General features: G+C 56.1%; 23 protein-coding genes. 21 read left to right on the forward strand and 2 right to left on the reverse strand.

What is annotated here, in order from left to right:
- Positions 1 to 142 precede the first annotated feature (142 nt).
- From NST69_RS09405 to NST69_RS09485, 17 genes are all read left to right on the forward strand, one after another.
- Entirely contained in the window at positions 143 to 430 is a 288-nt protein-coding gene (locus tag NST69_RS09405) for a Dabb family protein (protein ID WP_036702274.1), read from the forward strand.
- 218 nt (positions 431 to 648) lie between these two features.
- Positions 649 to 1,089 carry a HepT-like ribonuclease domain-containing protein gene (locus NST69_RS09410; protein WP_036725274.1) on the forward strand — a complete coding sequence of 147 codons (441 nt, stop codon included), beginning with the start codon at positions 649 to 651 and terminating at the stop codon, positions 1,087 to 1,089.
- Positions 1,090 to 1,132: 43 nt separating this feature from the next.
- Positions 1,133 to 1,798 (forward strand): metalloregulator ArsR/SmtB family transcription factor, encoded by a 666-nt coding sequence (locus NST69_RS09415; RefSeq protein WP_036725272.1) that lies wholly within the window; start codon positions 1,133 to 1,135, stop codon positions 1,796 to 1,798.
- A 98-nt stretch (positions 1,799 to 1,896) separates the two neighbouring features.
- Positions 1,897 to 2,376, forward strand: coding sequence for a YtxH domain-containing protein (locus NST69_RS09420; RefSeq protein WP_340954213.1), 480 nt, complete (start codon positions 1,897 to 1,899; stop codon positions 2,374 to 2,376).
- Positions 2,377 to 2,601: 225 nt separating this feature from the next.
- On the forward strand, positions 2,602 to 3,408 hold the full coding sequence (gene racE, locus NST69_RS09425; protein ID WP_036725271.1) for a glutamate racemase: 807 nt from the start codon (positions 2,602 to 2,604) through the stop codon (positions 3,406 to 3,408).
- A 168-nt stretch (positions 3,409 to 3,576) separates the two neighbouring features.
- A complete protein-coding gene (locus NST69_RS09430; protein WP_340954210.1) occupies positions 3,577 to 4,785 on the forward strand; it encodes a M14 family zinc carboxypeptidase in 1,209 nt (402 codons plus the stop codon).
- A 473-nt stretch (positions 4,786 to 5,258) separates the two neighbouring features.
- Positions 5,259 to 6,635: an FAD-dependent oxidoreductase gene (locus NST69_RS09435; RefSeq protein ID WP_209874345.1), complete on the forward strand. Its 1,377-nt coding sequence runs from the start codon at positions 5,259 to 5,261 to the stop codon at positions 6,633 to 6,635.
- Positions 6,632 to 7,570, forward strand: coding sequence for a sugar ABC transporter permease (locus NST69_RS09440; protein WP_339255324.1), 939 nt, complete (start codon positions 6,632 to 6,634; stop codon positions 7,568 to 7,570). Before NST69_RS09435 ends, NST69_RS09440 begins: the two co-directional genes overlap by 4 nt.
- 25 nt (positions 7,571 to 7,595) lie before the next feature.
- Positions 7,596 to 8,432 carry a carbohydrate ABC transporter permease gene (locus NST69_RS09445; protein ID WP_209874339.1) on the forward strand — a complete coding sequence of 279 codons (837 nt, stop codon included), beginning with the start codon at positions 7,596 to 7,598 and terminating at the stop codon, positions 8,430 to 8,432.
- 102 nt (positions 8,433 to 8,534) lie between these two features.
- On the forward strand, positions 8,535 to 9,899 hold the full coding sequence (locus NST69_RS09450; protein ID WP_162174689.1) for an extracellular solute-binding protein: 1,365 nt from the start codon (positions 8,535 to 8,537) through the stop codon (positions 9,897 to 9,899).
- Between the two features lie 82 nt (positions 9,900 to 9,981).
- Positions 9,982 to 11,736, forward strand: a complete 1,755-nt coding sequence (locus NST69_RS09455) for a histidine kinase (RefSeq protein WP_340954206.1) — start codon at positions 9,982 to 9,984, stop codon at positions 11,734 to 11,736.
- Complete coding sequence (locus NST69_RS09460) at positions 11,711 to 13,333, forward strand: helix-turn-helix domain-containing protein (RefSeq protein WP_340958095.1); 1,623 nt, start codon at positions 11,711 to 11,713, stop codon at positions 13,331 to 13,333. Before NST69_RS09455 ends, NST69_RS09460 begins: the two co-directional genes overlap by 26 nt.
- Before the next feature lie 107 nt (positions 13,334 to 13,440).
- Positions 13,441 to 14,793 carry an FAD-dependent oxidoreductase gene (locus tag NST69_RS09465; RefSeq protein WP_340954205.1) on the forward strand — a complete coding sequence of 451 codons (1,353 nt, stop codon included), beginning with the start codon at positions 13,441 to 13,443 and terminating at the stop codon, positions 14,791 to 14,793.
- Between the two features lie 23 nt (positions 14,794 to 14,816).
- Positions 14,817 to 16,937, forward strand: coding sequence for a family 16 glycoside hydrolase (locus NST69_RS09470; protein WP_340954203.1), 2,121 nt, complete (start codon positions 14,817 to 14,819; stop codon positions 16,935 to 16,937).
- 166 nt (positions 16,938 to 17,103) lie between these two features.
- A complete protein-coding gene (locus tag NST69_RS09475) occupies positions 17,104 to 17,355 on the forward strand; it encodes a hypothetical protein (RefSeq protein WP_036725259.1) in 252 nt (83 codons plus the stop codon).
- 125 nt (positions 17,356 to 17,480) lie between these two features.
- Positions 17,481 to 17,783 (forward strand): heme biosynthesis protein HemY, encoded by a 303-nt coding sequence (locus tag NST69_RS09480; protein WP_036702251.1) that lies wholly within the window; start codon positions 17,481 to 17,483, stop codon positions 17,781 to 17,783.
- A 42-nt stretch (positions 17,784 to 17,825) separates the two neighbouring features.
- Complete coding sequence (locus NST69_RS09485) at positions 17,826 to 18,065, forward strand: DUF1450 domain-containing protein (RefSeq protein ID WP_036725257.1); 240 nt, start codon at positions 17,826 to 17,828, stop codon at positions 18,063 to 18,065.
- 359 nt (positions 18,066 to 18,424) lie between these two features.
- Here the strand turns inward: NST69_RS09485 and NST69_RS09490 are convergent, their stop codons facing one another.
- Positions 18,425 to 19,558, reverse strand: a complete 1,134-nt coding sequence (locus tag NST69_RS09490; RefSeq protein WP_036725255.1) for a class I SAM-dependent RNA methyltransferase — start codon at positions 19,556 to 19,558, stop codon at positions 18,425 to 18,427.
- 250 nt (positions 19,559 to 19,808) lie between these two features.
- On the opposite strand from NST69_RS09490, the gene NST69_RS09495 reads away from it, so the two are divergent.
- The gene (locus tag NST69_RS09495; RefSeq protein ID WP_209874312.1) at positions 19,809 to 20,438 is read left to right on the forward strand and encodes an O-methyltransferase; all 630 of its coding nucleotides are present in this window, start codon (positions 19,809 to 19,811) and stop codon (positions 20,436 to 20,438) included.
- Between the two features lie 52 nt (positions 20,439 to 20,490).
- On the opposite strand, the gene NST69_RS09500 is transcribed toward NST69_RS09495, so the two are convergent.
- Positions 20,491 to 21,711: an MFS transporter gene (locus NST69_RS09500; protein WP_036725253.1), complete on the reverse strand. Its 1,221-nt coding sequence runs from the start codon at positions 21,709 to 21,711 to the stop codon at positions 20,491 to 20,493.
- Between the two features lie 229 nt (positions 21,712 to 21,940).
- Between NST69_RS09500 and hemE the strand changes: the two genes are divergently transcribed.
- The 3 genes from hemE to hemG all read left to right on the forward strand — a co-directional run bounded on the left by hemE (position 21,941) and on the right by hemG (position 25,492).
- Positions 21,941 to 23,002 (forward strand): uroporphyrinogen decarboxylase, encoded by a 1,062-nt coding sequence (gene hemE / locus NST69_RS09505; RefSeq protein WP_209874309.1) that lies wholly within the window; start codon positions 21,941 to 21,943, stop codon positions 23,000 to 23,002.
- A gap of 88 nt (positions 23,003 to 23,090) precedes the next feature.
- Positions 23,091 to 24,035: a ferrochelatase gene (gene hemH, locus NST69_RS09510; protein WP_209874306.1), complete on the forward strand. Its 945-nt coding sequence runs from the start codon at positions 23,091 to 23,093 to the stop codon at positions 24,033 to 24,035.
- Entirely contained in the window at positions 24,032 to 25,492 is a 1,461-nt protein-coding gene (gene hemG / locus NST69_RS09515) for a protoporphyrinogen oxidase (RefSeq protein ID WP_209874302.1), read from the forward strand. Before hemH ends, hemG begins: the two co-directional genes overlap by 4 nt.
- The last annotated feature ends 3 nt before the right edge of the window (positions 25,493 to 25,495 follow it).

Here is a 25,495-nt window from a genome sequence, read left to right on the forward strand (position 1 = left end):
GACTTTACCATTTCATCACGGCATTCGTCCAGAGTGCAAAGCTCCTGTTTTGGTCATGAACCAAGATTGTTTCAGTAATGCTGCAGTTTATGATATATTTTGAGTAATCAATTTCACATTAATCAGGCTGGGAGCGGGATAGATGATCAAGCATATTGTTTTCTTCAAATTAAAGGACCGGTCCCCGGACAAGGTCGCAGAGACTGTTGCAGTCCTCCGTAATATGGAAGGAAGAATTCCGCAGCTGCTGTCCATTGAAGTCGGGGCCGATCTGATTCACTCGGAGCGTTCGTTCGATATCGCCCTGGTCACGGTTGTTGCCTCGATGGAGGATCTGCAGGCGTATCAGGTGCACCCGGCTCACAAGGAAGTCATTGCCCATATCAACGAGGTCAAGGAGCTGTCGGTAGCGGTCGATTACGAGATCTGAGACTGCACGACTTGCAAGGCTGGAACCCATTAAGCACGGAAAGCGGTGAGCGGAATGCGTGAGCTTGAGTATCCGATGGAAGCATTGACGTATCTGATTGTTTTTATGGCGGCGTGTGTCGTGATGGTGTTCTGGCTGAAGCGCCGGGGCAGGCGGGGGAAATAACGGCAGTTCATGTTAAGGAAGGTCACTAAATACCGCAGGGTGGAGGGTCAGCTGTGTATTATGTCAACCGGAAGCAAATAGAAGTTATTCTTGAACAGATCCCTGATCTTAATGAAGGTCTAGCACATGCAGCTTCTTCCTGGGACGGCAGTACGCTGCTGGGTCTGGTGCAGGAACGGTGCTTACATCTGGCCGTTGAAGTCGTGACGGATGTGGGCAGCTGTCTGATTGACGGTTTCATTATGCGTGATGCCGGAAGCTACGAGGATATTATATCTATTATCCATGAGGAAAAGGTGCTGGGAGACAGCGGGATCTACGAGGATCTGACTTCGCTTGTAGCCTTGCGTAAGCCGCTGGTTCAGGATTATTTCGTATGGGAACGCAGAGAGCTGCACCCCATGACCCGGACGCTGCCGGATATTCTGGAGAAGTTCGCCTGCGAGGTGCGCAGGTATCTGGATCAGGAGCTGGGCAGCGGGGTCACGGGTTAGCTGAGCCGGGGCTGTGTGCATACAGACAGAAAGGAGGTCCTTTATGGCGAAGAAGGGTCAGGAGAGCGGTTCAACCCGGCGGATGATTATGACGCTGCTGAAGATGAGAGGTCCACTGACGATCAGCGCTCTTGCCGAGGAATTGGGAATTACCGAGATGGGTGTCCGCCGCCATGTGCTTCAGCTGGAGCAGGAGTCGCTTGCCAAGACCAAGGTTGTGCGCCAGGCCATGGGACGTCCGATGCATGTATATTCGCTTACCGAGCGGGCGGAGGATCATTTTCCCAAAAGCTATCACAATCTGGCGCTGGAGCTGCTGCGGGAGCTGGACCACGGGAGCGGGGCGGATGCGGTCAATATACTGTTTGAAGGCCGCAAGCGGCGGATGCTTGCCCAGTACAGTTCGATGATGAAGAGCCGTGATCTGGAGGAGCGGGTGGCGGAGCTGTCAACCATTCAGAATGCCGGGGGCTATATGGCGGAGTGGAGCAAGGAAGAGGACGGCTCATACACACTGAGGGAGTATAATTGTCCCATTCGTCAGGTGGCTACCCAGTACCGCAAGGCCTGCCAGTGCGAGCAGCATTTGTTCGAGGAGCTGCTGGAAGCGAAGGTGACACGCAGTGAGTGTATGGCGGAAGGCGGCCAATGCTGCCGGTATGCAATCACGCCGAACCCTGAGCAGAAAACTTCCGAAATCAGGGGCTGAACAGTCACAGGACATCCTCTCTATGCTTATGATATAGCAGAAATAGGCGATCGCCCGGGTGGCCGGGCAGAGGCACTTAGAATCCAAAGGAGAGATTGATGATGAAAAAAGATAACAAAAGCTTGCTCTGGGGCGTACTCGCCGGCAGTATTGTGGGATCGGTGACAGCGCTGCTGTTCGCCCCTAAGCCGGGTAAGGAGCTGCGCAAGGATATTGCTGAAGGCACAACGGAAGCTGTGGATAAGGTTCAGGTTATTGCCGGCCAGGCCGGCGAGAAGACCACTGAGATCTACTGTAAGGCCAAAGAAGCTGTAGTCTCGGTGGTAAGCGAAGTCAAGGAATGGAGCAAATCCGTCAAGGATGCGGTGGAAGAAGCAGATGTAGCTACTGTAAGCGGCATTGCGGAGCAGGCTGTGGAAGTTACCGATGCAGTGGAAGCCGTGCGTGACGAGGTGGCTGCATATGAGGCTGCTGAAGAAGCGGCAGTGGTGGAGGCTGAGATCGAAGCTGTGACCGGTACAGATGCCGCTGTAGCGGAAGCTATCGAGGATGGCAAAACCGCAGGGAAGCTGTCCTAAGCTTGATATAAAAGGTATGGAGCCGTTTTCCGCTTCACAGGCGGGAGGCGGCTTTTGCATGTGGCGGTATGCTTCGGGTGGGTCTGCATTATGGCTCCGCTATCTTCCCTACTTGAACTGAACCGGCAAATGGGGTAATATCTGCAATTGGGGCTGAAATCCTGGTACACATTATTCCAGCCTTACATAAGCTACACAAAACGAGTTAAAGGATGCGGTGTGTTCGTGCAGCAGGCAATAGCAATATTAGACTCAGGCGTTGGAGGATTGACCGTAGTCAAGGAAGTGATGCGACAGCTCCCCCGGGAGAAAATCATCTATTTCGGCGATACGGCAAGAGCCCCGTACGGACCCCGTTCCACTGAGGAAGTGAAATTGTTCACTGAACAGATCGTGGACTATTTAATTCAATTTAATCCTAAAATGATCGTCATTGCTTGCAACACAGCAACGGCAGCAGCGCTTGATTATATCTCCGCCAAGGTAGCCATTCCTGTGATCGGAGTCATTCACCCCGGTGCCCGCGCCGCCATCAGCGCATCCAAGAGCGGACAGGTCGGCGTGATCGGCACCATCGGCACGATTACAAGCGGTGCCTATACGGCGGCGCTGAAGCAGTTGTCTCCCTTTGTTCAGGTGGTCAGCCAAGCCTGCCCGGCGCTTGTGCCCTACGTAGAGCAGGGGTTATTCCGCTCGGAGGAGAGCCATCTGGCGGTGGCTGAATCACTGAACGGCATCAAGTACGAGCCGATCGATACGCTGATTCTCGGCTGCACCCATTATCCGTTTCTGGTGGAGCCGATCGGCAGGGTGATGGGACCCGGCGTCAAGCTGATCAGCTCGGCGGATGAGACGGCGCGGGAGATCAGCACCATCCTCTACGATAAAGGCCAGCTGGCGCGCGGGGATGAGAGTCCGATTCACCAGTTCTTCTGCAGCGGAGATGCGGAAATCTTCCAGCGGATTGCCCGGGACTGGCTGGGCGAGCAGATCAGCAGGACGCCGGTAGTATGGCAAGTATCTACTCTGTAGGATGAGAGCATTGCAGCGGCGAACTGAATAGGGACAAACCTCCAAGTTGCTACATTTCCACATGACCCGCTGCTGCTGCTCATATACTAGGCATGAGGGCCGGGTCCCGCATGTCATCACGGAGGATGTTAGGGACGCCGGCACAAGAGGGCCGGGAGGATGAGACCTATGCAGCAATACATTGCCCGCAGGGGAGATACCGTAAGCCGTATCGCCGCAAGACACGGATTGACACCGGAGCATGTCATACAGGGGAATCCATGGGCTGGCAGCCAGCCGTATTTATATCCGGGGCAGGTGCTGTTCCTGCCGTCTGCCCCGCGCAAGCGGTATGCGGTGCAGGCGGGGGACGATGCGCAGAGCATCGCGTCCTTGTTCGGGGTTGGCATAGATGAGCTGGAGATGCTGAATCCCGGGGTAAGCTCGGGACGTATCTGCCTGTCGGGCAAGGTGCTGGTGATTCCGGCGGCCACCCGGGGGACAGAGGTTTATCTGCACGGGGAATACGGACCGGCTGAGATTGAGGCGGATGCTGCAAGACTTGCGGCCCGCTATTCTTTTGTCAGCAGCGAGGTTATAGGCCACAGTGTGCTCGGCAAGCCGCTCCGTCTGCTGCGGATCGGCAGCGGCCCGCGCCACCTGCATGTGAATGCCGCGCTGCATGCCAACGAATGGTTGACGTCCCCGTGCCTGATGAGCTTTCTTGAAGAATATGCGGCTGCTTATGAATCAGGTGCGGACTGGCACGGGCGTCAGCCTGTGGACTGGCACCGGGACTGGACACTCTGGGCCGTGCCGATGGCGAATCCCGACGGTGTCGAGCTGGTGCAGGAAGGGGCGATGCCGGACCATCCTCATTATGCAGAGCTGATGAGGTGGAACTGCGGCAGGCGCAGCTTCCGGCACTGGAAGGCGAACATCCGCGGTGTCGATCTTGGAGACCAGTTCCCCGCACACTGGGAGGAGGAACGCGACCGGCGGCAGGTGCCCGGCCCGGCACCGCGCGATTACAGCGGCCCGGCGCCGCTCAGTGAGCCGGAGGCGGCGGCACTGGCGGCGCTGGCCGAGCGGGTTCCGGGCGATGCCGCCGTATCCCTGCACAGCCAGGGGGCAGAGATCTACTGGAACTACCGGGGCTATGAGCCGCCGGAGAGCAAGCAGTGGGCAGCGGCGCTTGCGGCGGTGAGCGGCTACAGGGCGGTGGAGCTGACCGGCAGCGATGCCGGCTACAAGGACTGGTTCATCGAGCGCTTCCGCAAGCCGGGCTTCACCGTAGAGCTGGGAGTGGGCAAGAATCCGCTGCCCGTGGCTGATTTTGAGGATATGGCGCTGGACACCGGCCTGATTCTAAGTGCGATTCTGTCGAATTTGAAATAAAAATGAAACAATCTCTGCAAATTTGCGTAAGATAACAGCAAAGGGCACGGCCGCAATCCTGACCAAATGATGCTTTGCGGCTGTATCCTTTTTTTGTGTGGGGATGAAGAGCATAAGTGCCCCTGATTTCAGCAAAAGTTGGCTGGGTGAGCCAATGAGGTGTGTAAGTGCCCCTGATTCGCGGGATGCTGCCACTGCCACCAGCCACCACATACCTGACCCAAGAAACTGTTCTTTCATAGAGTTGGAGGGAGACCTCCTACTTCTGTAAGAACGGTTTTTTTGGTATGTTAACGCCTATCTGCGCTTGTTAGCGCAGGCGCTTAGGGCTGGAAATGAGGTCAAAATAATACACATTAACGCGTATGAAAGCTATACCGTATCAGCCAAAGTCTCTTGCTAAAATTAGCGTATAGAAGAGCGGCGGAGGGCTTCACGGAAAGAGGACTACCCGCCGGGAAAGTGAGAGCCAAATGGAGAACGATACGTATACGCTGAAAAGTAAACCAATCCCACTGAACGCCTCCTACGACGTAATTGTAGTCGGAGGCGGGCCGGCGGGCTGCACCGCCGCAGCGGCGGCGGCCAGGGAAGGGGCGCGGACACTGCTGGTCGAAGCGACCGGGAGCCTTGGAGGAATGGGAACCTCCGGCCTGGTACCGGCCTGGTGCCCATTCTCGGACAAAGAGAAGATGGTCTACCGTGGTCTCGCGGCCAAGGTGTTCAATACCTTAAAGGCTCAAATGCCGCATGTGCCGGAGGATGCGATGGACTGGGTGCCGATCGAACCGGAGAAGCTGAGGCGGGTCTATGACGATCTCGTAACGGAGTCGGGTGCCCACATCCTGTTCCTGACCTCGCTTGCGGATGTGGATAGAGACGACCACGGCAACATCACCACACTCCTCCTTCTCAATAAAAGCGGCCTGCAGGCCTTCCGGGCCGCCGTGTATATCGATTGCACAGGAGATGGCGATGTTGCTGCATGGGCAGGTGCCGAGTACCAAATGGGGGACGAAGCGACCGGCGAGCTTCAGCCCGCGACCCATTGCTTCATACTGGGCAACGTGGATGATTATGCTTATGTGAATGGGCCGAAGCTCCATGCGGAGAACCCGCACAGCCCGATCCATGAGGTGGTCCGCTCAGGAGAATATCCGGGCATTCCGGATACGCATCTGTGCAACAATATGGTAGCTCCGCGTGCCGTAGGCTTCAATGCCGGACATCTCTGGGGAATTGACAACACGAATGCCTTCTCCGTATCCGGGGCACTGGTAGAGGGACGTAAGATGGCGGCCGCCTACCGGGACATGCTTGCCGCTGTACACCCTGCGGCCTTCGGCAATGCGGTAGTGATGAGCACAGGCACACTGATCGGCACGCGGGAATCCCGGCGGATTACCGGCGATTATGTCCTGACTGCGGAGGATTACATCTCCCGCAGAAGCTTCGATGATGAGATCTGCCGCAACAGCTACTTCATTGATGTGCATGGCACACAGAAGGAGCAGCAGAGCGGCGCCGGATCCAGCCAGTCCATCACGCTCTACGGGCCGGGCGAATCGCACGGCATTCCGTACCGCTGTCTTACGCCGCGCGGACTACGCAACGTTCTGGTCGCCGGACGGTCTATCTCCTGTGACCGCAGGGTGCTCGGCAGCGTGCGTGTGATGCCGGTCTGCCTGGCGATGGGCGAAGCTGCCGGACTTGCTGCGGCACTGGCTGCCGCTCAGACCGGAGGCGATGTCCATGCCGTAGATGTCCCCCTCCTTCGCGCCCGTCTCCGGGAAGAAGGCGGCTATCTGCCGGACAACCAAGCTGAAACTGCAAGGGAGAGATTGCAATGAGTGAATCTGCGGTTACCCGGAAAACGGCCAAGCCCGCAGCCGGTACGTATTGGACGCGCAAGAGACGGGAGCAGCTCGCCGGATGGCTGTTCATTGCGCCGGAGGTGATCGGGATGCTGGTCATCGCAGTGTTCCCGCTGCTGTTCAGCCTGTTCCTCAGTCTGACGGAGTGGAACCTTGTCGGCGGCTTGTCGGCGATTAACTTTGTCGGTCTTGATAACTTTATCGAGCTGTTCAGGGACAACCGCTTCCTGCTGGCCCTGAAGAATAATGTGCTGTTCACGGTCGGCACAGTGCCGGTCACGATGCTGCTGGGAGTAGTTCTCTCGGCGCTGATTCATAAGAAGCTGTATGCCAAGACCTTTTTCAAGGTAGCCTTCTTTGTACCTTATATCTGTTCCACGGTAGCCATCGCCGCAGTCTGGCAAGCGCTCTACCATCCGTCCAAGGGGCCGGTCAATCAGATTCTGATGCAGCTTGGAGTATCCGAACCGCCGCGCTGGCTGGTCGATACCAGCTTCTCGCTGATTGCCATTATGATTATCTATGTCTGGCAGCTGCTGGGCTATCAGATGATTATTTTCCTGGCGGGGATGACGAATATTCCAGAGGAGCTGTATGAGGCGGCGACGATTGACGGGGCCAGCGGGATCGGACAGTTCCGGCGGATTACGCTGCCGCTGCTGGGGCCGACTACCTTTTTCCTGGCCATAACGAGCACGATCTCTTCCTTCAAAATCTTCGACATGATCAAGTTCCTGACCGGCGGCGGGCCTAACTATTCCAGTACCGTTATCGTGTACCAGATCTATGAAGAAGGATTCGAGCGCTTCAAAATGGGCTACGCCTCAGCGATGTCCTGGGTGCTGTTCCTGATCATTATGCTGGTGACCTCCATTACCTGGATAACCCAGAACCGTAAGGTCCATTACTAGTCCAAGGCGAAAGGAACGAAAGGCAATGACAATGAAAAAACTTAAGCCCGGCAATCTGATCTTCACGGTCCTGTTCGCCCTGTGCTCGGTATTCTTCCTGATGCCGCTGGTCTGGATGCTGTCGGCTGCCTCCAAGACGGAGAAAGAGGTCTGGACCTTCCCGATTCAGTGGATTCCCACCGACTGGAATCTGGTCGCCAACTTCAAGGCCGTATGGATGGGCGATGTGGCGTTTGGATTATTCTATATGAACTCGCTCAAAATCGCCCTGATCTCCACGCTGGCTACGATTGTCATCTCGGCGATGGCCGGGTATGCGCTCGCCAAGCTGGATTTCAAGGGCAGAGCGCTGATCTTCACCCTGATGCTGGCGTTCATGATGATTCCCGAGCAGGCCACGCTTGTTCCGCGCTATATTATGATTAAGGAGCTGGGCCTCTATGACTCCCATGCGGCGCTGATCCTGATGGGGATGTTCTCCAGCTATTTCACCTTCCTGCTGCGCCAGTTCATGATCGGCATTCATAATGATATGCTGGAAGCGGCGGAGCTGGACGGCGCCGGGTTCTTACGTATCTTCTGGAGTGTCGTGCTGCCGCTCAGCCGCCCGATTCTGGCGACCGTAGGGATTATCAAGTTCATCTGGACCTGGAATGATTACCAGGGGCCGCTGATCATGCTGAATTCGACCAAGCTGTATACGATTCCGCTGGGGATGCAATTTTTCAAGGAGGAATTCGGTACACAGATCTCCGTCATGATGATGGCCTCCGTGGCCGCGATTCTGCCGCTGCTGGTGCTGTTCCTGATCCTCCAGAAGCAGGTCATTAACGGGATTGCCATCGGAGGAGTCAAAGGGTAAAGGTCAAAAAAGTGTACGCGCACACCGCATAGCTGTACACGGTGTGCGCAAAGCTTAGATTGTATAATGAGCCTGCAGACAACAAATCAAGGGGGAATTGCTTTGAAAAAACTACCATTTATGCTTGCCAGTATGCTCCTCATGCTCTCCGTCACCGCCTGCGGCGGGAATGGAGGCAACACCTCAGCAGCAACCGATGCACCGGCCTCGGCTGATCCGTCTGCTGGAACCACCGGCACAGCCCAGCCTGCAGGCAAAGCTAAGATCAAATTCTACACCTTCAAGGCCGATAAGCCGGAAGAGCCCATCTACCAGGCTGTTCAGGCGTATAACGAAGCTCAGGATAAAGTGGAAGTGGAGTATGAATCCCTGGTCCAGAACAGCGACAGCACAGATTTCATGAAGAAGCTGGATATTCTGGTCGCAGGCGGTGAAGTGGTCGATGTGTTCATGACCGGGAATGAGGATGAGCTGCTGGAGCGTGCTTCGCGGGGTGTTGTGGAACCGCTTAACTCTTTTTTTGAACAGGAGAGCATCAAACCCGAGGATGAATATTCCAAGCTGCTGAAGCTGGAGGATAAGGTATACGGCATTCTGCCAAGCTCGACGCAGTGGCTGACGGTCTTCAACAAGGATCATCTGGAAGCTGCAGGGCTGTCCCTGCCTGAGATGGGCTGGACCTGGGATGATTTCCGCGATTATGCCAAGAAGCTGACGACACCCGAGCACTTCGGAACGTACTTCCACACTTGGGGAGAATATCCGAACATTATCGCATACACCGAGAAGCCGCATCCGCAGCTTAGCGCAGACTTGAAGCCGATTTTTGACGATCCGTCCTTCGAATACTTCTTCAACCTCCGCCGCACGATGGAGAAGGAAGATAAGAGCGCTGAGCCGTATGCCGATGTGCTGGCCTCGAACTATCATGTGCTGCAGCAGTTTTTTGCCGGAAATGCCAGTATGCTGGCTGTGCCAAGCTATGCTGTCCGGGCAGCGCTGAACCTGGAGAAATTCCCGCATGAATTCCAGAGCATGTACGCCCCGCTGCCGCGTTCGGTGGACAGTAAGGAACTGGGCATGACGAATATCTCCGGCGGCGGCCTGGCCATGGGCGCGAAATCAGCGAATAAGGAAGCCTCGTATGACTTCATCCGCTGGATGTCCAAGGAAGCCTACAAGTTCACCAAGGAGATTCCTTCGTTCAAGGGCGTGGACGGGGCGGAGCTGATCAATAGCTTTTTCGGGGAAAATACAGATCTGATCGATACCGCTTCCCTCTCCAAGACGCTGTTCGATCCGAATATTAAAATGCCGGACACCTTCAGCGTGCCCTACGGCAGCGAACTGAAAGCGATTGTGGAGAACGGCTTCGCCAGCTTCATCCTGGACAACCGCAGCTTCGATGAGGTCAAGAGTGAGATGACAGCGGAAGTCGAGAAGGTAGTTTCTGCCAATCAGAAATAACGGATGAAGTGCAAAGGCAGCAGTGATTATGGATTATAATAGGGACGTTGAAGCTTTCATTACAGTGCGGGGTGGAATTCTTATGAAATGGTTAAGCCGTTTTTCCTTCCATCGCAGACTGCAATACACGTTCCTGATCCTGATCCTGCTGCCTTTTGTTGTCGTTACCTTCTGGTCGTATACCTCTGTGCGGGAGAATGTGAGTGAGAAGATCGCCCGTTCGAATGAGGAGACACTGAAGGTAATCGGCAGTCAAATGGAAAAAACGGTGGACAGCATCTCGTTTGTCTCGGTGTATTTCTCTGAGGCTTATGATCCGGCCGTGCTGGAGAGTCTGCGTTATCTCAAAAATACGGGAAGCTTCGGTAATTACGGAGTGTATACCCATTACAACAAGCTCAAGACTACGGCCAATATCCTGTCGGTGCAGTCGCTGGATGCTGATCTGCAGATCATGCTGGTCAACCGGGAGAACCGGATACTGATTGGCAACCAGAATATTCCGGTGTTCTCTGTGCTGCCTGAGAATCTTCTTAAGGAGAGCAGCAGGCTGGATGAGCGGGAAAAAGTGTCGCTGCAATGGTTCCCCTACGGTGGCACCCCCGCTGCACCGGATTATTATTATGCGGTACGCTTCATTACCGACCCGCTGAACCAGGACAAGCTGGCCACGCTGTACGTGGGCATTCCGAGCCACTACTTCCGCAGCCTGCTCGATACGGGCAATGCGCTAAGCAGGCTCACGCTGGTTGACCAGAAGGGGAGAAGCATTGCTGTCACCGGAGAAGCCGCTCCTGCGGATGAAGGTCCGCTGCTGGCCAGTGAGGTCCGTATTCCCAAGGTGGGCTGGCTGCTGACCAGCAAGACGCCCCGCAGCTCCATCGACAGCCATATCAACCGGGAGTTTCTGGTCTCCATCTCGCTGATCGGACTGTTCTTCCTGGCGTTTCTGGTCCTGTCCATGCTGTGGGCCGGATATATGAACAAGCCGATCAGCCTGCTGCGGGCCAGCGTCAAGCAGTATGTCGGCGGCAACCGTGCGGTGCGGATACCCGTCAAGGGCAAGGATGAGGTGGCGGTGCTGTCGGCGGCCTTCAATCAGATGCTGGAGGATATGAACGGGCTGCTGCAGCAGGTCGAGAGTGAGCAGGAGGAGAAAAGGCGGCTGGAGCTTCAAGCGCTGGCGGCGCAGATCCGGCCTCATTTTCTGCTGAATACGCTCAATTCCATCAAGGTGGATCTGCTGCTCAGCGGTGACCCGGCGCATGGTGCCATGATCGATGCGCTCATGAAGCTGCTGCGTGTGTATGTGCATGCGGATAAGCCGCTGGAGCTGGCGGAGGAGTGCAGGGTGCTGGGCAGCTATGTGCAGGTGATGCAGATCCGCAACCGTCTGGATATCGTCTGGGAATGCAAGGTGGGCGAGGAAGAAGGTGCGGTGATGCTGCCCCGGCTGCTGCTTCAGCCCATTGTCGAGAATGCCATCAGCCACGGCTTCTCCGCCCGTCCGGACCATCCGTCGATCCGGCTCGAAGCGGCGTTCGAGTCCGATCTGCTGCGGATCAGCATCAGCGATAATGGCCGCGGGATGCCGGAGGATAAGCTCCAGCGCCTGAACCGGCGTCTGCAAGGAAGTGAAGACACTGCGCTCTGGCCGGAAAAAGGGGTCGGGCTGGTCAACACAGCACGCCGTCTGCAGGTATTGTACGGATATCGCGCACGGCTGAGCGCGCAGGCAAGAGAAGACGAGGAAGGCATGACGTTCACCCTATATATCCCCGTGACCCGGGAGAAGGAGGCGGTTCCCCTTGATGACCCTGATGCTGATAGACGATGATGTCCCGATGCTGGAATACGTGGAATATCTGCTTGGGCCCTTGGGGCTGGATCTGCAGCTGGTGGCTTCGGCGTATAGCAGTGAGGATGCGCTGGAGCAGTTTCATGCAGCACTGCCGGATATTGTGATTGTGGACATCGGTCTGCCGGGGATGGACGGGCTGGAGCTGGCGGATGCCTTCCGGATCACGAAGCCGGAGGTTCGCCTGATTTTCCTGACCTGCTATGAGGATTTCCACTACTCGAAGCGGGCGATCCAGCTGGAGGCGGATGATTATCTGATCAAGGATGAGCTATCCCCTGAGCAGCTTAAGAGCAGTCTCGCCAAAGCGATGAGCCGCTTCAAGAGCCGGGAGGAACTGTTGGAGCGCTACTCCTTCCGCCAGGCGATTGAGCGTAATAAGGAAGTGCTGAAGCAGAGCTTCCTGAAGCAGCTGTTGTCGGGTGCGGCGGGCCAGGAGAACACCCTGGAGTTCGGTGAACGGCTGGGCATCTCCTGGAAGCACCCCTTTCTGCGTCATGGATTCATTCATATGGATGCCGCATCGGTTACCGAGCGTTACCGGTACAAGGATATTCCGCTGATCCATTCAGCCGTGAACAATATTGCGCTGGAGCTGTCTGCGGCAGAGGCTTCCATTACACCGATTATGAGCAGGGACGCCGATATTTATCTGGTCTGGAATGTGGAGGACCCCGGCGTCACAGAGAACAAGCTGGCTGAATTCATGCAGGCGGTACAGGATAAGGTGGAGCAGTATCTGAAGATTAGCCTGCGGGGGTTCTATTCGGAGTCCTGTGCACCGGTCCGCAGCTTCGGTGTGTTATACAAGACTCTCACCGATTGCCGGGAGAATAACTTTTATCAGTCAGTGACGCCGGTGTCCCTGCTTGAGGGTAACGCGGATTTCGGGCAGACGTTAGAACGGCGCGGGGAAAAGGAACGCGGTATGCTGTCGTTGGCGCTTGCAGACCAGCATGCCGCCTGGATTGATCTGGCCGTGAATCAGTGGACGCAGCTGGCGTCGGCGGAGCGGCTGCTGCCCCGGCTGGTGAAGGAGACCTGCGGGAATCTCGTGCGCCAGCTGGCCTTCGAAGCCGGCGGGCTGGCTGAGGAGGACTTCTTCACGCAACTCGAACAGACGGTTCATATCGAGGAAGCGGCCAGCCTGACTAAGCGGGAGCTGAGGCATCTGTGGCGTCAGCATACTCTGGCCCCCGCAGCTGCTGAGGAGAAGGATGTCCGGCTTCAGGCGGTGGATGAGTTTCTGGAGGAGCATGTGGACCGGATGATCACCTCTACAGATATGGCAGAGCATCTGCACCTGAATGCCAGCTACTTCTCCCGTTATTTCAAGAAGCTGTCCGGCGTGAACTTCACCGATTACGTCAACCAGTACAAGATGAATATGGCCATCACGATGCTGGCCCGCCCGCACGAGACCGTGGAGAATGTCGCCTACACTCTCGGCTTCTCCGACCGGGCGTACTTCTCCAAGGTATTCAAGAAATACAGCGGCCGGAATCCCAGCGAATTCAAGGCAGGTCCGCCGGAAGAGCAGGGCAGGGAGACATCCACGGATGATGCCAAGCCATAAAGGTCAAAACTGTCCACCGTAACAGGCAATCAGTCTGCACGCTGTTGCAGCCTCCGCCTTCTTATAATGGTGAGGAGTACTAAGTATAGCTTCAAGGAGGAACAACAATGAATCGAACTGTATTTACCTTGCCTGCGGAGGAGATCACGGTATCCCGCGAGGTGGATGTGCTGGTTGCGGGCGGCGGGCCTGCGGGCGTGGCAGCGGCAATAGCTGCGGCCCGCAGCGGGGCTCGGACGCTGCTGATTGAGCAGCGCGGCTTCCTGGGCGGCATGGGCACCGTTGCCCTGGTGCCAGCCTTCTGTCCTTACAGTGACGGGGAGAAGGCTGTCGTGCGGGGAATCGGCCTGGAACTGCTGGAGCGGATGAAGGCCGGATGTGAGCCGGAGTTCCGCGAGCGCTTCGGGGCAGAGCTGGACTGGGTGCCCATCGACCCGGAGGTGCTGAAGCGTGTATACGACGAGGCTGCCACCGAGAGCGGAGCGGAAGTGCTGCTCCATACCGTGGCGAGCCAGACGGTGATGGATGAGACCGGCCGAAGCATTGAGGGCGTGGTAATCGTCAACAAGTCAGGCCGGAGTCTGGTCCGCGCCCGGACCGTTATTGATACGACCGGGGACGCCGATCTGGCCGCCCTGGCGGGAGCGCCGTTCAATAAGGGCGGAGAATCCGGCGAGCTTCAAGCCGCGACTATGTGCTACCTGCTGGCGAATGTGGACCGGCAGCGTTTTGAAGAATACCGGAATGAAAGCGGTGACACGGATCAGATCCATCAGGCCGTCCAGCAGGCGCAGGTTGACGGGAAGCTGCCGCAGGGCCGGGACTCCGTCTCGGGCCTAGCTTGGATTGCCGATTATCTGGTCGGTGTGAATTTTGGGCATGTGTTCGGCGTCGACGGTTCCAGGGCGGAGGACTTGACCCGGGGGGCAATAGAGGGACGTCGGCTAGCCCACCGCCAGCTGGAATTCTTCAGGGCTTATGTGCCCGGATTCGAACAGGCCCATCTGGTGTCCACCGGCGAGCAGATCGGTATCCGCGAGACGCGGCGGATTGTGGGCGATTACGTGCTGACCCAGGAGGATTTCATGAAAATGGCTTCCTTCCCGGATGATATTGCCCGCAACAGCTACTTCATCGATATTCATATGGCCCGCAGCAGCGGGGCGATGCATATCCACCATCTTCCGCCCGGGAAGTCGCATGGTGTCCCTTACCGCTGCATGCTGCCGGTGGGACTGGACAATGTATGGGTGGCGGGGCGCGCCGCATCCTCGGACCGTGTCGTGCAAGGCTCACTGCGGGTGATGCCGAACTGCTTCGCCATGGGGCAGGCGGCGGGTATGGCGGCGGCGATGGCGGCCGGAGCGGAGGGACAGAGCCGGAAGGTGGATCTCGCCAAGCTTCAGAACGGGCTTGTGCAGCGGGGAGCGTGGCTGGGTGAGGCGATCACAGCGTTATAACTAATTGCGGGAGAGTGATTAGAATGACAAGTAACCATGTGAAACATAATCCAAGGCAAGGCAGGCCGCGCAGATTCACCATGCTGGGCATGATCGTATTTTTACTGTTCAGTCTCCTATCCGGCTTGTCAGGTCCGGTTGCTGAGGCGGCAGGCACCACCTATTACGTCGATGCTGCCCAAGGCAGCGACAGCAATTCCGGCACCAGTGAGGTGGCGGCCTGGAAGACGCTGGGCAAAGTGAACAGCGTCACCTTCAGCCCGGGGGACCGGATTCTTTTGAAGGCAGGCAGCGTATGGAATGATCAGTATCTCGATCTTAAAGGCTCCGGGACGGAGGGGAATCCGATTACCGTGGACCGCTACGGGAGCGGAGCCAAGCCGCTGATTGATTTCGGCAATACCGCCGTGGGCGGGGAGGGCTTCGGCGTCCGGCTGCGCAATGTCTCCTACTGGGAGATCAACAATTTGGAGATTACAAGCGGACAGCAGCCTACAGATATGCGCAGAAACGGTGTGCTGGTCGTAGGCGAAGGAGCAGGGGCGGGGAACTTCCGGCATATCTATATCCGCAATCTCGACATCCATGATATCTTCGGCACAGACCGCCGCACAGGCGGCATCAACTTTCATGCCCGGGGAGCCAATACAGCACTTGAGAGCACCTGGGAAGATATTCTGATCGAGAACAATACAGTCATTAACGTGGCGGATACAGGGATTCAGACGATGACGGATGCTTTTTTCAACAGTGCCTGGACACATAAATTCGACGCCTTCCGGGGTGTGGTCATCCGGGGCAATGTGGTGGAGAAGATCCACCGGGACGGCATCCTGGTCAGAGCCGGCGCCTCGCCGCTGATCGAATACAACAAGACGAAGTCCATCGGAGAAGCCTGCGATGTGAACACATCCATCGTCAACTATCTTGAGGATATCACTGTCGTTGCGGCGCAGTGGGCTTATTATACGAAGGGTGCTATTTTCCAGTACAACGAGGCCTCCGATACCCGGATGCTGGGTGGAGACGGCCAGCCCTGGGACTTCGACATCGAGGTGCACGACAGCATCTACCAGTACAATTTCAGCTATGACAATGAGGGCGGTACCCTGCTGGTCATGAACAACACGAACAATAATATTTTCCGCTATAATATCAGCCAGAACGATAAGGACGCTAACGGGGTGTTCCATCTGGTGAACGGCGGGGGCAATCTCTATGTCTACAACAACATCATCTACCGTTCGGGAACGCAGAATAAGGCGCTGACCCATGCGAGCAATACAGGAATGGCCTATTACACGAACAATATCTTTTATAATGGTGCCAGCGGACAATACACGAACAGCCCCAGAATGACGTATGATCACAACAGCTTCTACGGGCTGAACTCAAATGTTCCGAGCGATCCTAACAAAATTACCGGCAATCCCGGATTCATCAGTCCCGGCACGGCCACAGGACTCGATTCGGCAGACGGATATAAGCTTGCGCTCTCCTCTCCGCTGATCAATGCCGGGGCGGCGGTTGCAGGCAACGGAGGACAGGACTTCTTCGGGAATCCGCTGTATAACGGCGTGCCGGATATCGGAGCATTTGAATTCCAGGGTACGATCACACCGCCGGTTACGTTGTTCCAGGATGATTTTGAGGATGGCAATTCCAGCGGATGGACGACTTCTGGCGGAGCCTGGAGTGTGGAGGATGACGGCACGAAGGCTCTATCACAGAACTCCGGGACAGGAGAAGCGCTTGCCTATACAGGCGACGCCTCCTGGAGGGATTACACGTATTCGGCCAGAGTCAAGCTGCTGAATACCTTCGCCAACGCCGGCCTGCTGTTCCGGTATGCGGATGCTTCCAATTATTACATGTTCCGGCTGAATGATTCCGGTGACAAGGCGGAGCTGTTCAAAAAAACAGCCGGAACGCTCACGATGGTCAGCAGCGTAAGCTTTGCCGTCACGCCCGGCCAGTGGACTGAGCTGAAGGTGACGGTAAGCGGCAGTACGATTACGGCATCTGCGGGCGGTACCCAGCTGATCCAGTGGACCGATACGGCGGCGCAGCCGGCCGGAGGGAAGATCGGACTGCGGATGCATTCCAGCACCGCACGGATCGACGATGTTAAGGTGACGGAGTGAATGTTGGTCCGGCTCGGGAGAATTCGATAAAATTCTACTTAAAAGCGAAACGAAACCTGCGCATTCGCGTAAGATAACAGCAAAGGGCACAGCCGCAATCCTTTTACAGGTGCTTAGCGGCGGTGTCCTTTGCTGCTTACACAGATTACACAGGGAGGCATAACTCATGAAATTCAGAAAACTGTTGTCACTCAAACAATGGTCTCATATATTCCGCAGCTCCTGGCATTATATCGTTTCGCCTAATGTGGCTATGGCCGACAAGCTGCTGTTCACTATTCCGGCGCTGCTGTACTGGGTGCTGCCCGATTTCATGCCGTTTATACCGATTGACGATATTGGCGTAACGATGCTGCTGATGGGCTGGTTCACAGCGCGGATGGACCGTAAATACGCGGCGCTGCACAGCGGAAGATGACATTTTAGCGACGATTGTACCTTTAAGTGTGGATGTCCATCTCCTAATGGTTGCTTTATCCTCCCATATTCCTTAAAATGAATTATTGAGTATTTAAAATATAGAGGCCTGGGAGATGGAATCGAATGAACGTCAAAATTACCCGCAACGCGGCTAAAGTGATAAAGAAAACCATGGAACTTGAAGGCAACAGTGAGCTTAAGCTTCGTGTAGCAATTACACATGCCCATGGCGACCATGCCCACTACGGACTGGATCTGGACACGCCTAAGGAGAACGATGTTGTAGTCTCCACTGACAAGGATATCGATGTCATTCTTGATCCGAACCAGCCCCTGCTGGACGGAGTGAAGATTGATTATCTCTACTTGCCCGAAGAAGGTTTTGTGATTACTAATCCGTCTAAAGGAAATCATGGCGATCACTAGTTGATCCGCCCGTATTTTACGGACATAAAGAAGGGTTGCTTCATGGCTAACGATATAAGATTATGTGACGAGTGCAATCATATCAAAATGAAAAGCATCGTGCCCAAGCTGCTGAAGATGGCACCGGATGCCGAAATCAAGACAGGCTGCATCTCCTACTGCGGACCGTGCGGCAAACGCCCGTTTGTCTACATCAACGGCCGCTATATCAGCGGACCGACGGAAGACGAGGTGCTGGCCAAAGCGGAAGCCTTCGTCAAACGGCCGGTGGAGAAGAAGTAATTCAGATCTGCTGCGCCTGCAGCATCGTACAGCCCCCGCGTTATTTGCGGGGGCTGTTTTGGTGTGCGCGGGTGTAGTCGGAAAACCGAACACAATAGGCGGGTGAGAGGGTGCGTGGGCCGGATGTATGCCGAAAACAACATACAGTGTGTAGCTGCGAGGGTGAGTGGAGCAAATGTATGTGGAAAACATTATACAATGTATAGTTTCGGGGTGAACGGGGGCAACTGTGTACGAAATTGATGCAGCATCAGCGGCTGAATGAGAACAAAAAGCCTTAAGTCCATAGCACAGAGTGCTTCATGGGACTTAAGGCTTCTTAGAGATCGTTACTTAACTGCTTAACCGCGCTGTTCCTGCTATTTCCGCGGAGGCAGCGGCCCCAGGTATTGATAGTATTGGCATTCGATCCGGCCGTTGTAGAGCTTGCGGCGCTTGTCCGCCTTGCGTCCGTAGTATTGCTCGAACTCCTTGTACGGGCTGATGGCGAAGAACGACCAGGTCGGCAGGTAGAGCATCATCTCGCCGAACTGGCGGGTCAGCTTCTCCACTTCCTTGTCATTGCTGATCCGCTCGCCGTAAGGCGGGTTGGTGATGATGCAGCCATATTCGCCTTCCGGCCGGGCCTTCGCAGCGGCCATATGCTTGAACGTAATCTCACCGGAGAGTCCGGCGCTCTTCGCCGCCGCCTCGGCGATCTCAATTGCTGCCGGATCGATATCCGTTCCGGTCAGCTGCAGCGGGTAATCGTCACGCACCGCATCGAAGGCTTCTTCGCGGGCTTCCTCCCACAGGCGCTGCGGAATCTCCGGCCAGTGCTCGGATGGGAAGGAGCGGCGCAGGCCTGGCGCGATATTCCAGGCGATCATCGCAGCCTCGATCAGAATCGTGCCTGATCCGCAGCAAGGATCATAGAGCGGACGATGGCCGTTCCAGCGGCTGAGCTGGATCAGAGCCGCAGCCATCGTCTCCTTCAGCGGCGCTTCCGTAGCCTGGCGGCGGTAGCCGCGCTTGTGCAGGGCCGGGCCGGTGGTATCCAGGGTGATCAGCGCGATATCATTCAGCAGGATCACTTCTACCACATACCGGGGGCCGTTCTCCGGGAACCATTCAGTGCGGTACGACAGCTTCAGCTTCTCGACAATGGCCTTCTTAACGATCCCTTGGCAGGCAGGTACGCTGGTCAGCTGAGATTTATGCGAACGGCCCTCTACCGGGAATTCGCCGTTCTCGGGAATCCAGTCCTCCCAATTTATCGCCTTCACTCCTTCGAACAGCTCATCGAAGGTCCGGGCCGGGAATTGGCCCATCTTAACCAGTACACGGTCCGAGGTACGCAGCCACAGATTACAGCGGCAGATGTCGATGTAATCCCCGCTGAACAGGACCCGTCCGTTCTCGACCGTGGTCTCATAACCCAGCTCGTTTAATTCGCGTGCTACTACAGCCTCCAGCCCCATGGGGGCGGTGGCGATCAATTGTAATTTGCCCAAGTGCGCTCAACTCCGTTTAACTTGTGGATAAATACGTATAGCCAGTACAATAAGAGTAACTATATAAATTGTACATGTAAGTTTTTCAGTAGGGGCTCCGTTACTTTTCCCTGTCTGTAGATTTTCAAGTTCAATTTATATGGTTTGTCATCTGAACCTGCAGAACGTTCAGCTTACAGTATAGGGTAAGGAAGAGTTCTGCACAATGCCTGTCCGCAGGCGCATACACCCATTCAAGAGGAGAATACATATGCAGAATCAGGAAGAGTACAGCGAACAGCTATATACAGAAGATGAATTGTTGCTCCAAGTCAAAGCAGCCATCGCGGCCAAAGGCATGCCGGAGGTGTCCATTGCCCCGGGCTACGGCAGATTGCTGACGATGCTGGTGACCCTCTCCCGCTCAGCAAACCTGCTGGAGATCGGGGCGCTAGGCGGCTACAGCGGAATCTGTCTGTGCCGGGGACTTACGCAGGAAGGCCGGCTGACCTCTCTGGAGCTTAAGGCCGACTATGCTGAGCTGGCACAGAGCCATCTGCAGCAGGCGGGCTTCGGGGACCGGGTGGAATACCGGATCGGCCCTGCACTGGACAGCCTGAAGCTGCTTGAAGCACAGGGGAACAGGTATGATTTCTTCTTCATCGATGCCGATAAGGAGAACTATCCGAATTATCTGGAATATGCGATCCGGTTGGCTTCGCCGGGGGCGATTATTGCCGGGGACAATATTTTTCTGCGCGGACGCACACTCAATACGGAGAAGAACGGACCGGCAGTCCAGGCCATGCGCCGCTTCAATGAGATGATAGCGGGCGATCCCCGCCTGACCAGCACACTGCTGCCTGCCTATGACGGCCTGGCGCTGGCAATGGTGAAATAACTTGTGCTACACCAGCCACACCAGTTATACCGCCCATAAGAAAAGCAGCCTGTTAACGGAATAGCCGGGGTTCAGTCTTCTTGTACAGCTTGATCCGCACCCAGACCGTATTGATCAGCAGGAATGCACCGGAGACAATGAACAGGCCTTCAATCCCGATATAACCGGACAGGAAACCGCCGATTACCGCACCGAGCATATTGCCGAGCGCGAGCGTACTGCTGTTGAAGCCAAAAGCCCGGCTCTCCTTGCCGTCAGGCGTATAGGAGCGGATCAGGGCGTTGACGCTAGGCAGCAGGCCGCCCATGAAGACGCCCATCAGGAAGCGGACGAGAATCAGCTGCCAGACGCTGGTCACGAACGCCTGCGGAATCAGGAACAGAGCGGCGCCGATCAGCGCAAAGGTCAGTATCCGGTGCGCCCCTACCTTGTCGCTGAGCTTGCCGAGCAGCGGCGAAGCGAGCATATTCGAGATGCCGGTGACTGCGCTGACCATACCTGCCCAGAACGCAAGGTCCACGGTGGTGCCATGCAGCTTCTCTACATAGAGCGGCAGTAGCGACATGGGACTGACCATGGCGAACTGCAACAGGAAGGTCACGCCGAACAAGGCGGGAAGCTGCGGTACCTTCGCCAGTTCCTTTAAGCCTTCCAGCACGGATACCTGAGGCACCTGTGCTGCTTCTGCCCGGTCGAATTTCTCTTTGACCAGGAATAACGCCAGCAATGAAGCAACGAACAGCAGCGCGCCGACCACATAGAAAATCGGTCGGAACCCGATCCAGTCCGCCAGTAAGCCGCCCATTAGCGGCCCCAGAATCGTTCCGGCTACCGCGCCGGACTGCATCAGGCCCATCGCGAAGCCCATCTTCGGTTTCGGTGTGGTGCCTGAGACCAGCGCGACAGAGGCGGGGTTGAAGCCGGAGATGGTTCCGTTCAGCAACCGGAGCAGCAGCAGCTGCATCGGGGACTGGGCGAAGCCCATCAGCACAATAACAATCGCCATGCCGAAGCTGGAGCGCAGGAGCATAATTTTGCGTCCGTATTTGTCGGCAAGCTTGCCCCAGAGCGGCTGGAAGATGAACGAGGTCAAGAAGTTGGCGGCAAAAATAAGCCCGGCCCACATCCCGATTGCGCGGTCGCCGGTCACCCCCAGATCTTTGGCGAGATAAAGCGACAGAAACGGGGTAATCATAGTCATGCCTGCATTCACCAGAAACTGGCCGAACCAAAGCACCATGAGGTTGACTTTCCAGGTCTCCCAATTCTTCAAAGTGCTTTCACTTCCTTTCAGGGGATTCAATGTTACAGAGTTCACGAAAAATTGACATTATATCAGTATATCATAGTTTTTCAGCGGGACAATGCAACACATGTCATAGTAATGTCATGGGATTGTCATTCCCTTTCGGGTGAGGCGGTTGTTAGCCGCTTACAAAAGGGGCATAATAATGATATGTGTTTTTTCACAGTATTCTATTAAATCTAATGGAGATCTTATCATGACCTACAACGACACTTTTATCCGTGCCTGCAGACAGCAGAACACGGAGTACACCCCCGTATGGTACATGCGGCAGGCTGGCCGGTATGATCCCGACTACCGTACGATCAAGGAGAAATATTCGCTGCTTGAGATCTGCAGGCAGCCTGAGCTTGCGGCTGAGGTGACCCTGATGCCTGTGCGCAAGCTGGGCGTGGACGCGGCGATTCTGTATTCTGACATCATGAATCCGGTGGCCTCCCTCGGTGTGGATTTTGACATTGTGAAGAACATCGGACCGGTTATCGAGAATCCGATCCGCTCCGCAAGTGATGTGGACCGGCTGAAGCCGATTGATGTGGAAGGCGATCTGGGCCATATACTGGAGACCATCGCCATACTGGACAAGGAGCTGGACGTTCCGCTGATCACCTTCGCCGGGGCTCCGTTCACCATCGCCAGTTATCTGATCGAAGGCAGACCGTCCAAGACCTATCACCGCACCAAGGAGCTGATGTTCAGCCAGCCTCAGGTGTGGGAGAAGCTGATGGAGAAGCTGGGCGATATGGTTATCGCCTATCTGCGCGCCCATGTCGCTAGCGGCGGGAAGGCGTTCCAGCTGTTCGACAGCTGGGTCGGGGCGCTCGCTCCACGTGATTTCGGGCAGTATGTGCTGCCGACGATCACCCGGATTTTTGCCGAGTTGTCTGATCTGGAGGTTCCGAAGATCTACTTCCCGGGTGTCAGCTCAGGGGAGCTGCTCCCCAGCCTGACCAAGCTGCAGGCCGATGTGATCGGGCTGGACTGGCGGGTAAGCATCACCGAAGGACGGCGCAGATTGGGCGGGGGCTATGCGGTTCAAGGCAATCTGGATCCATACCTGCTGACCGCGCCGATGGATATGCTCAAAGCCCGGGCCAAGGAACTGATCGATGAAGGCATCACGCAGCCGGGGTATATTTTTAACCTGGGACATGGATTATTCCCTGAAGCCTCACTCGATACGCTCAAGGAACTAACGGATTACGTGCATGAGTATTCTGCAGCAGCAATGAAACAGGCGGCACCGCCGCTGGCCTAGTTGAAGAAATAGCATCAAGATGGCAGCAGCCTTTGCTGCTCTCTTTGCTGTATAGGACGTTAATTAATTCATAAAGGGGATGGAAACCGTGGCCAACAAAATTGGAGTACTCGTGATGTCGTACGGCACGCCTGAGAGTCTTGAGGATGTAGAGGCTTATTATACGCATATCCGCCGGGGGAACGCTCCCTCTGCTGAGCAGCTTAAAGAGCTGACTGACCGCTACAAGGCGATTGTCGGCGGGGTTTTTCCGCTTAGAGAAAATACCGACCGTCAGGTGGAAGCCTTGCAGGCCAAGCTGAACAGCGGGCAGATCCAGTATGTTTGCTACCAGGGTCTCAAGCATGCCAGACCATTCATCGAGGATGGTGTCGAGGCTATGGTCCGGGACGGTATTACCCAGGCGATTGGCATCGTGCTGGCTCCGCATTACTCTGTGATGAGTGTAGGAACCTATATCAAGCGCGCCAAGGAAAAAGCCGAAGCCTGCGGTATTCATATGGAGTTCGTAGAGAGCTACCATATGCACCCCGAGCTGATCGATGTGCTTAGCCGGAGAGTGACTGCCAAGCTGGACGAGTTCGAAGAGACCGGCGCGTCGCGCGAGGAAGTGCGCGTGCTGTTCAGTGCACATAGTCTTCCTGAACGTATTCTGGCGATGGGTGATCCATACCGTGACCAGCTGCTGGAGACCTCTCAGGCGATTGCCGCCCAGGCGGGGGTGGAATCCTGGCAGTTCACTTGGCAGAGTGCGGGCAGGACGGCTGAGCCTTGGCTGGGCCCGGATATTCTCGATACGCTGCGTGAGCTGGCCGAGAGTCAGGTGAAATACGTGCTGTCAGCCCCGATCGGCTTCGTCTCCGACCATTTGGAGGTGCTGTACGATCTGGATATTGAAGCGCAGCAGCTTGCCTCCGAGCTGGATATGCGTCTTCTGCGGATTGACTCGCTGAACAGTGATCCGGCCTATATGTCGGTGCTCAGCGATGTGGTGCGTACGAAGGCGAACCAGTTGAAGGTGAATCTGCCATGACGGCATCACCCCGCAAGGTAGTTATTATCGGCGGAGGCCTTAGCGGGCTCAGCGCCGCGTTCTATATCCGCAAGTTCTACCGTGAGGCGGCAGTACAGCCGGAGATTACCTTAATCGAGAAGGACAAGGTCCTTGGCGGCAAAATCGAGACACTGCACCGTGACGGCTTCGTGATTGAGAAGGGCCCGGATTCCTTCCTGGCCCGTAAGACGGCGATGGTCGATCTGGCCAGGGAGCTGGAGCTGGACCACGAGCTGGTAAGCACGAATCCTAATGCCAAGAAGACCTACATTCTGCAGCGTGGCAAGCTCCATCCGATGCCTGCCGGTCTTGTGCTGGGCATTCCGACAGAGCTGAAGCCCTTCCTGAAGAGCGGTCTGGTCTCCTTCGGCGGCAAAATGCGGGCGATGATGGATTTCGTACTCCCGCCCCGCCGAAGTGCAGAGGATGAGTCGCTAGGCGATCTGATTGAGCGCCGTCTTGGTACAGAGGTGCTGGAAAATATGACGGAGCCGCTGCTGGCAGGGATCTATGCAGGGGATATGCGCAAGATCAGTCTTCAGGCGACCTTTCCGCAGTTCGGTGAGGTCGAGCGCCAGTACGGCAGCCTGATCCGTGGAATGACCACCGGTAGGAAGCCGGTGGAGACCCATACCGGAACGAAGAAAAGCGCCTTCCTCACCTTCCGGCAGGGGCTGCAAAGTCTCGTGCATGCGCTCATCCATGAGCTGCAGGATGTCCGACAGCTCACGGGGACAGGAGCGAAATCCATCCGTGTTCTGGGAGGTGCCGGTTCTTCCGGCGCTGCCCGTTATGAGGTGGAGCTTGAGGGCGGTGAGTTGCTGGAAGCAGACGACATCTACATTACGGTGCAGAACTTCGCAGCCGCAGAGCTGCTGCGTCCCCATGTGGATGTATCGGCGCTGGATGCAGTGAACTATGTATCAGTAGCTAATGTGGTTCTGGCGTTCACCCGGCAAGATATCGTTACTGAATACGACGGATCGGGCTTCCTTGTTCCGCGTAAGGAAGGGCGGAACATCACCGCCTGCACTTGGACCTCTACCAAATGGCTGCATACCAGCCCTGACGATAAGGTACTGCTGCGCTGCTACGTGGGACGGTCGGGGGATGAACAGAATGTGGAGCTGCCCGATGACGCGCTGGCAGAGCTGGTCCGCAAGGACCTGAAGGAGATTATGGGGATCACCGCAGCACCGCTGTTCACAGAGATTACCCGACTGAGGTCATCCATGCCGCAGTATCCGGTCGGCCATCCCGGCCGGATTGCCGGCCTGCGCAGTGAGCTGGCGCAGAAGCTGCCCGGCGTCTATGCTTTTGGCGCAGGCTATGACGGCATCGGGATGCCGGACTGCATCAAGCAGGCGAAGCTTACGGCTGAGACTGCCGCAGCCAGCCTCACGAAGCTGCCGGAGCCGGCGGGAGCTACAATCTAAAAG

This window comes from Paenibacillus sp. FSL P2-0089 (assembly GCF_038595095.1).
Classification (GTDB): domain Bacteria; phylum Bacillota; class Bacilli; order Paenibacillales; family Paenibacillaceae; genus Paenibacillus_AQ; species Paenibacillus_AQ silagei.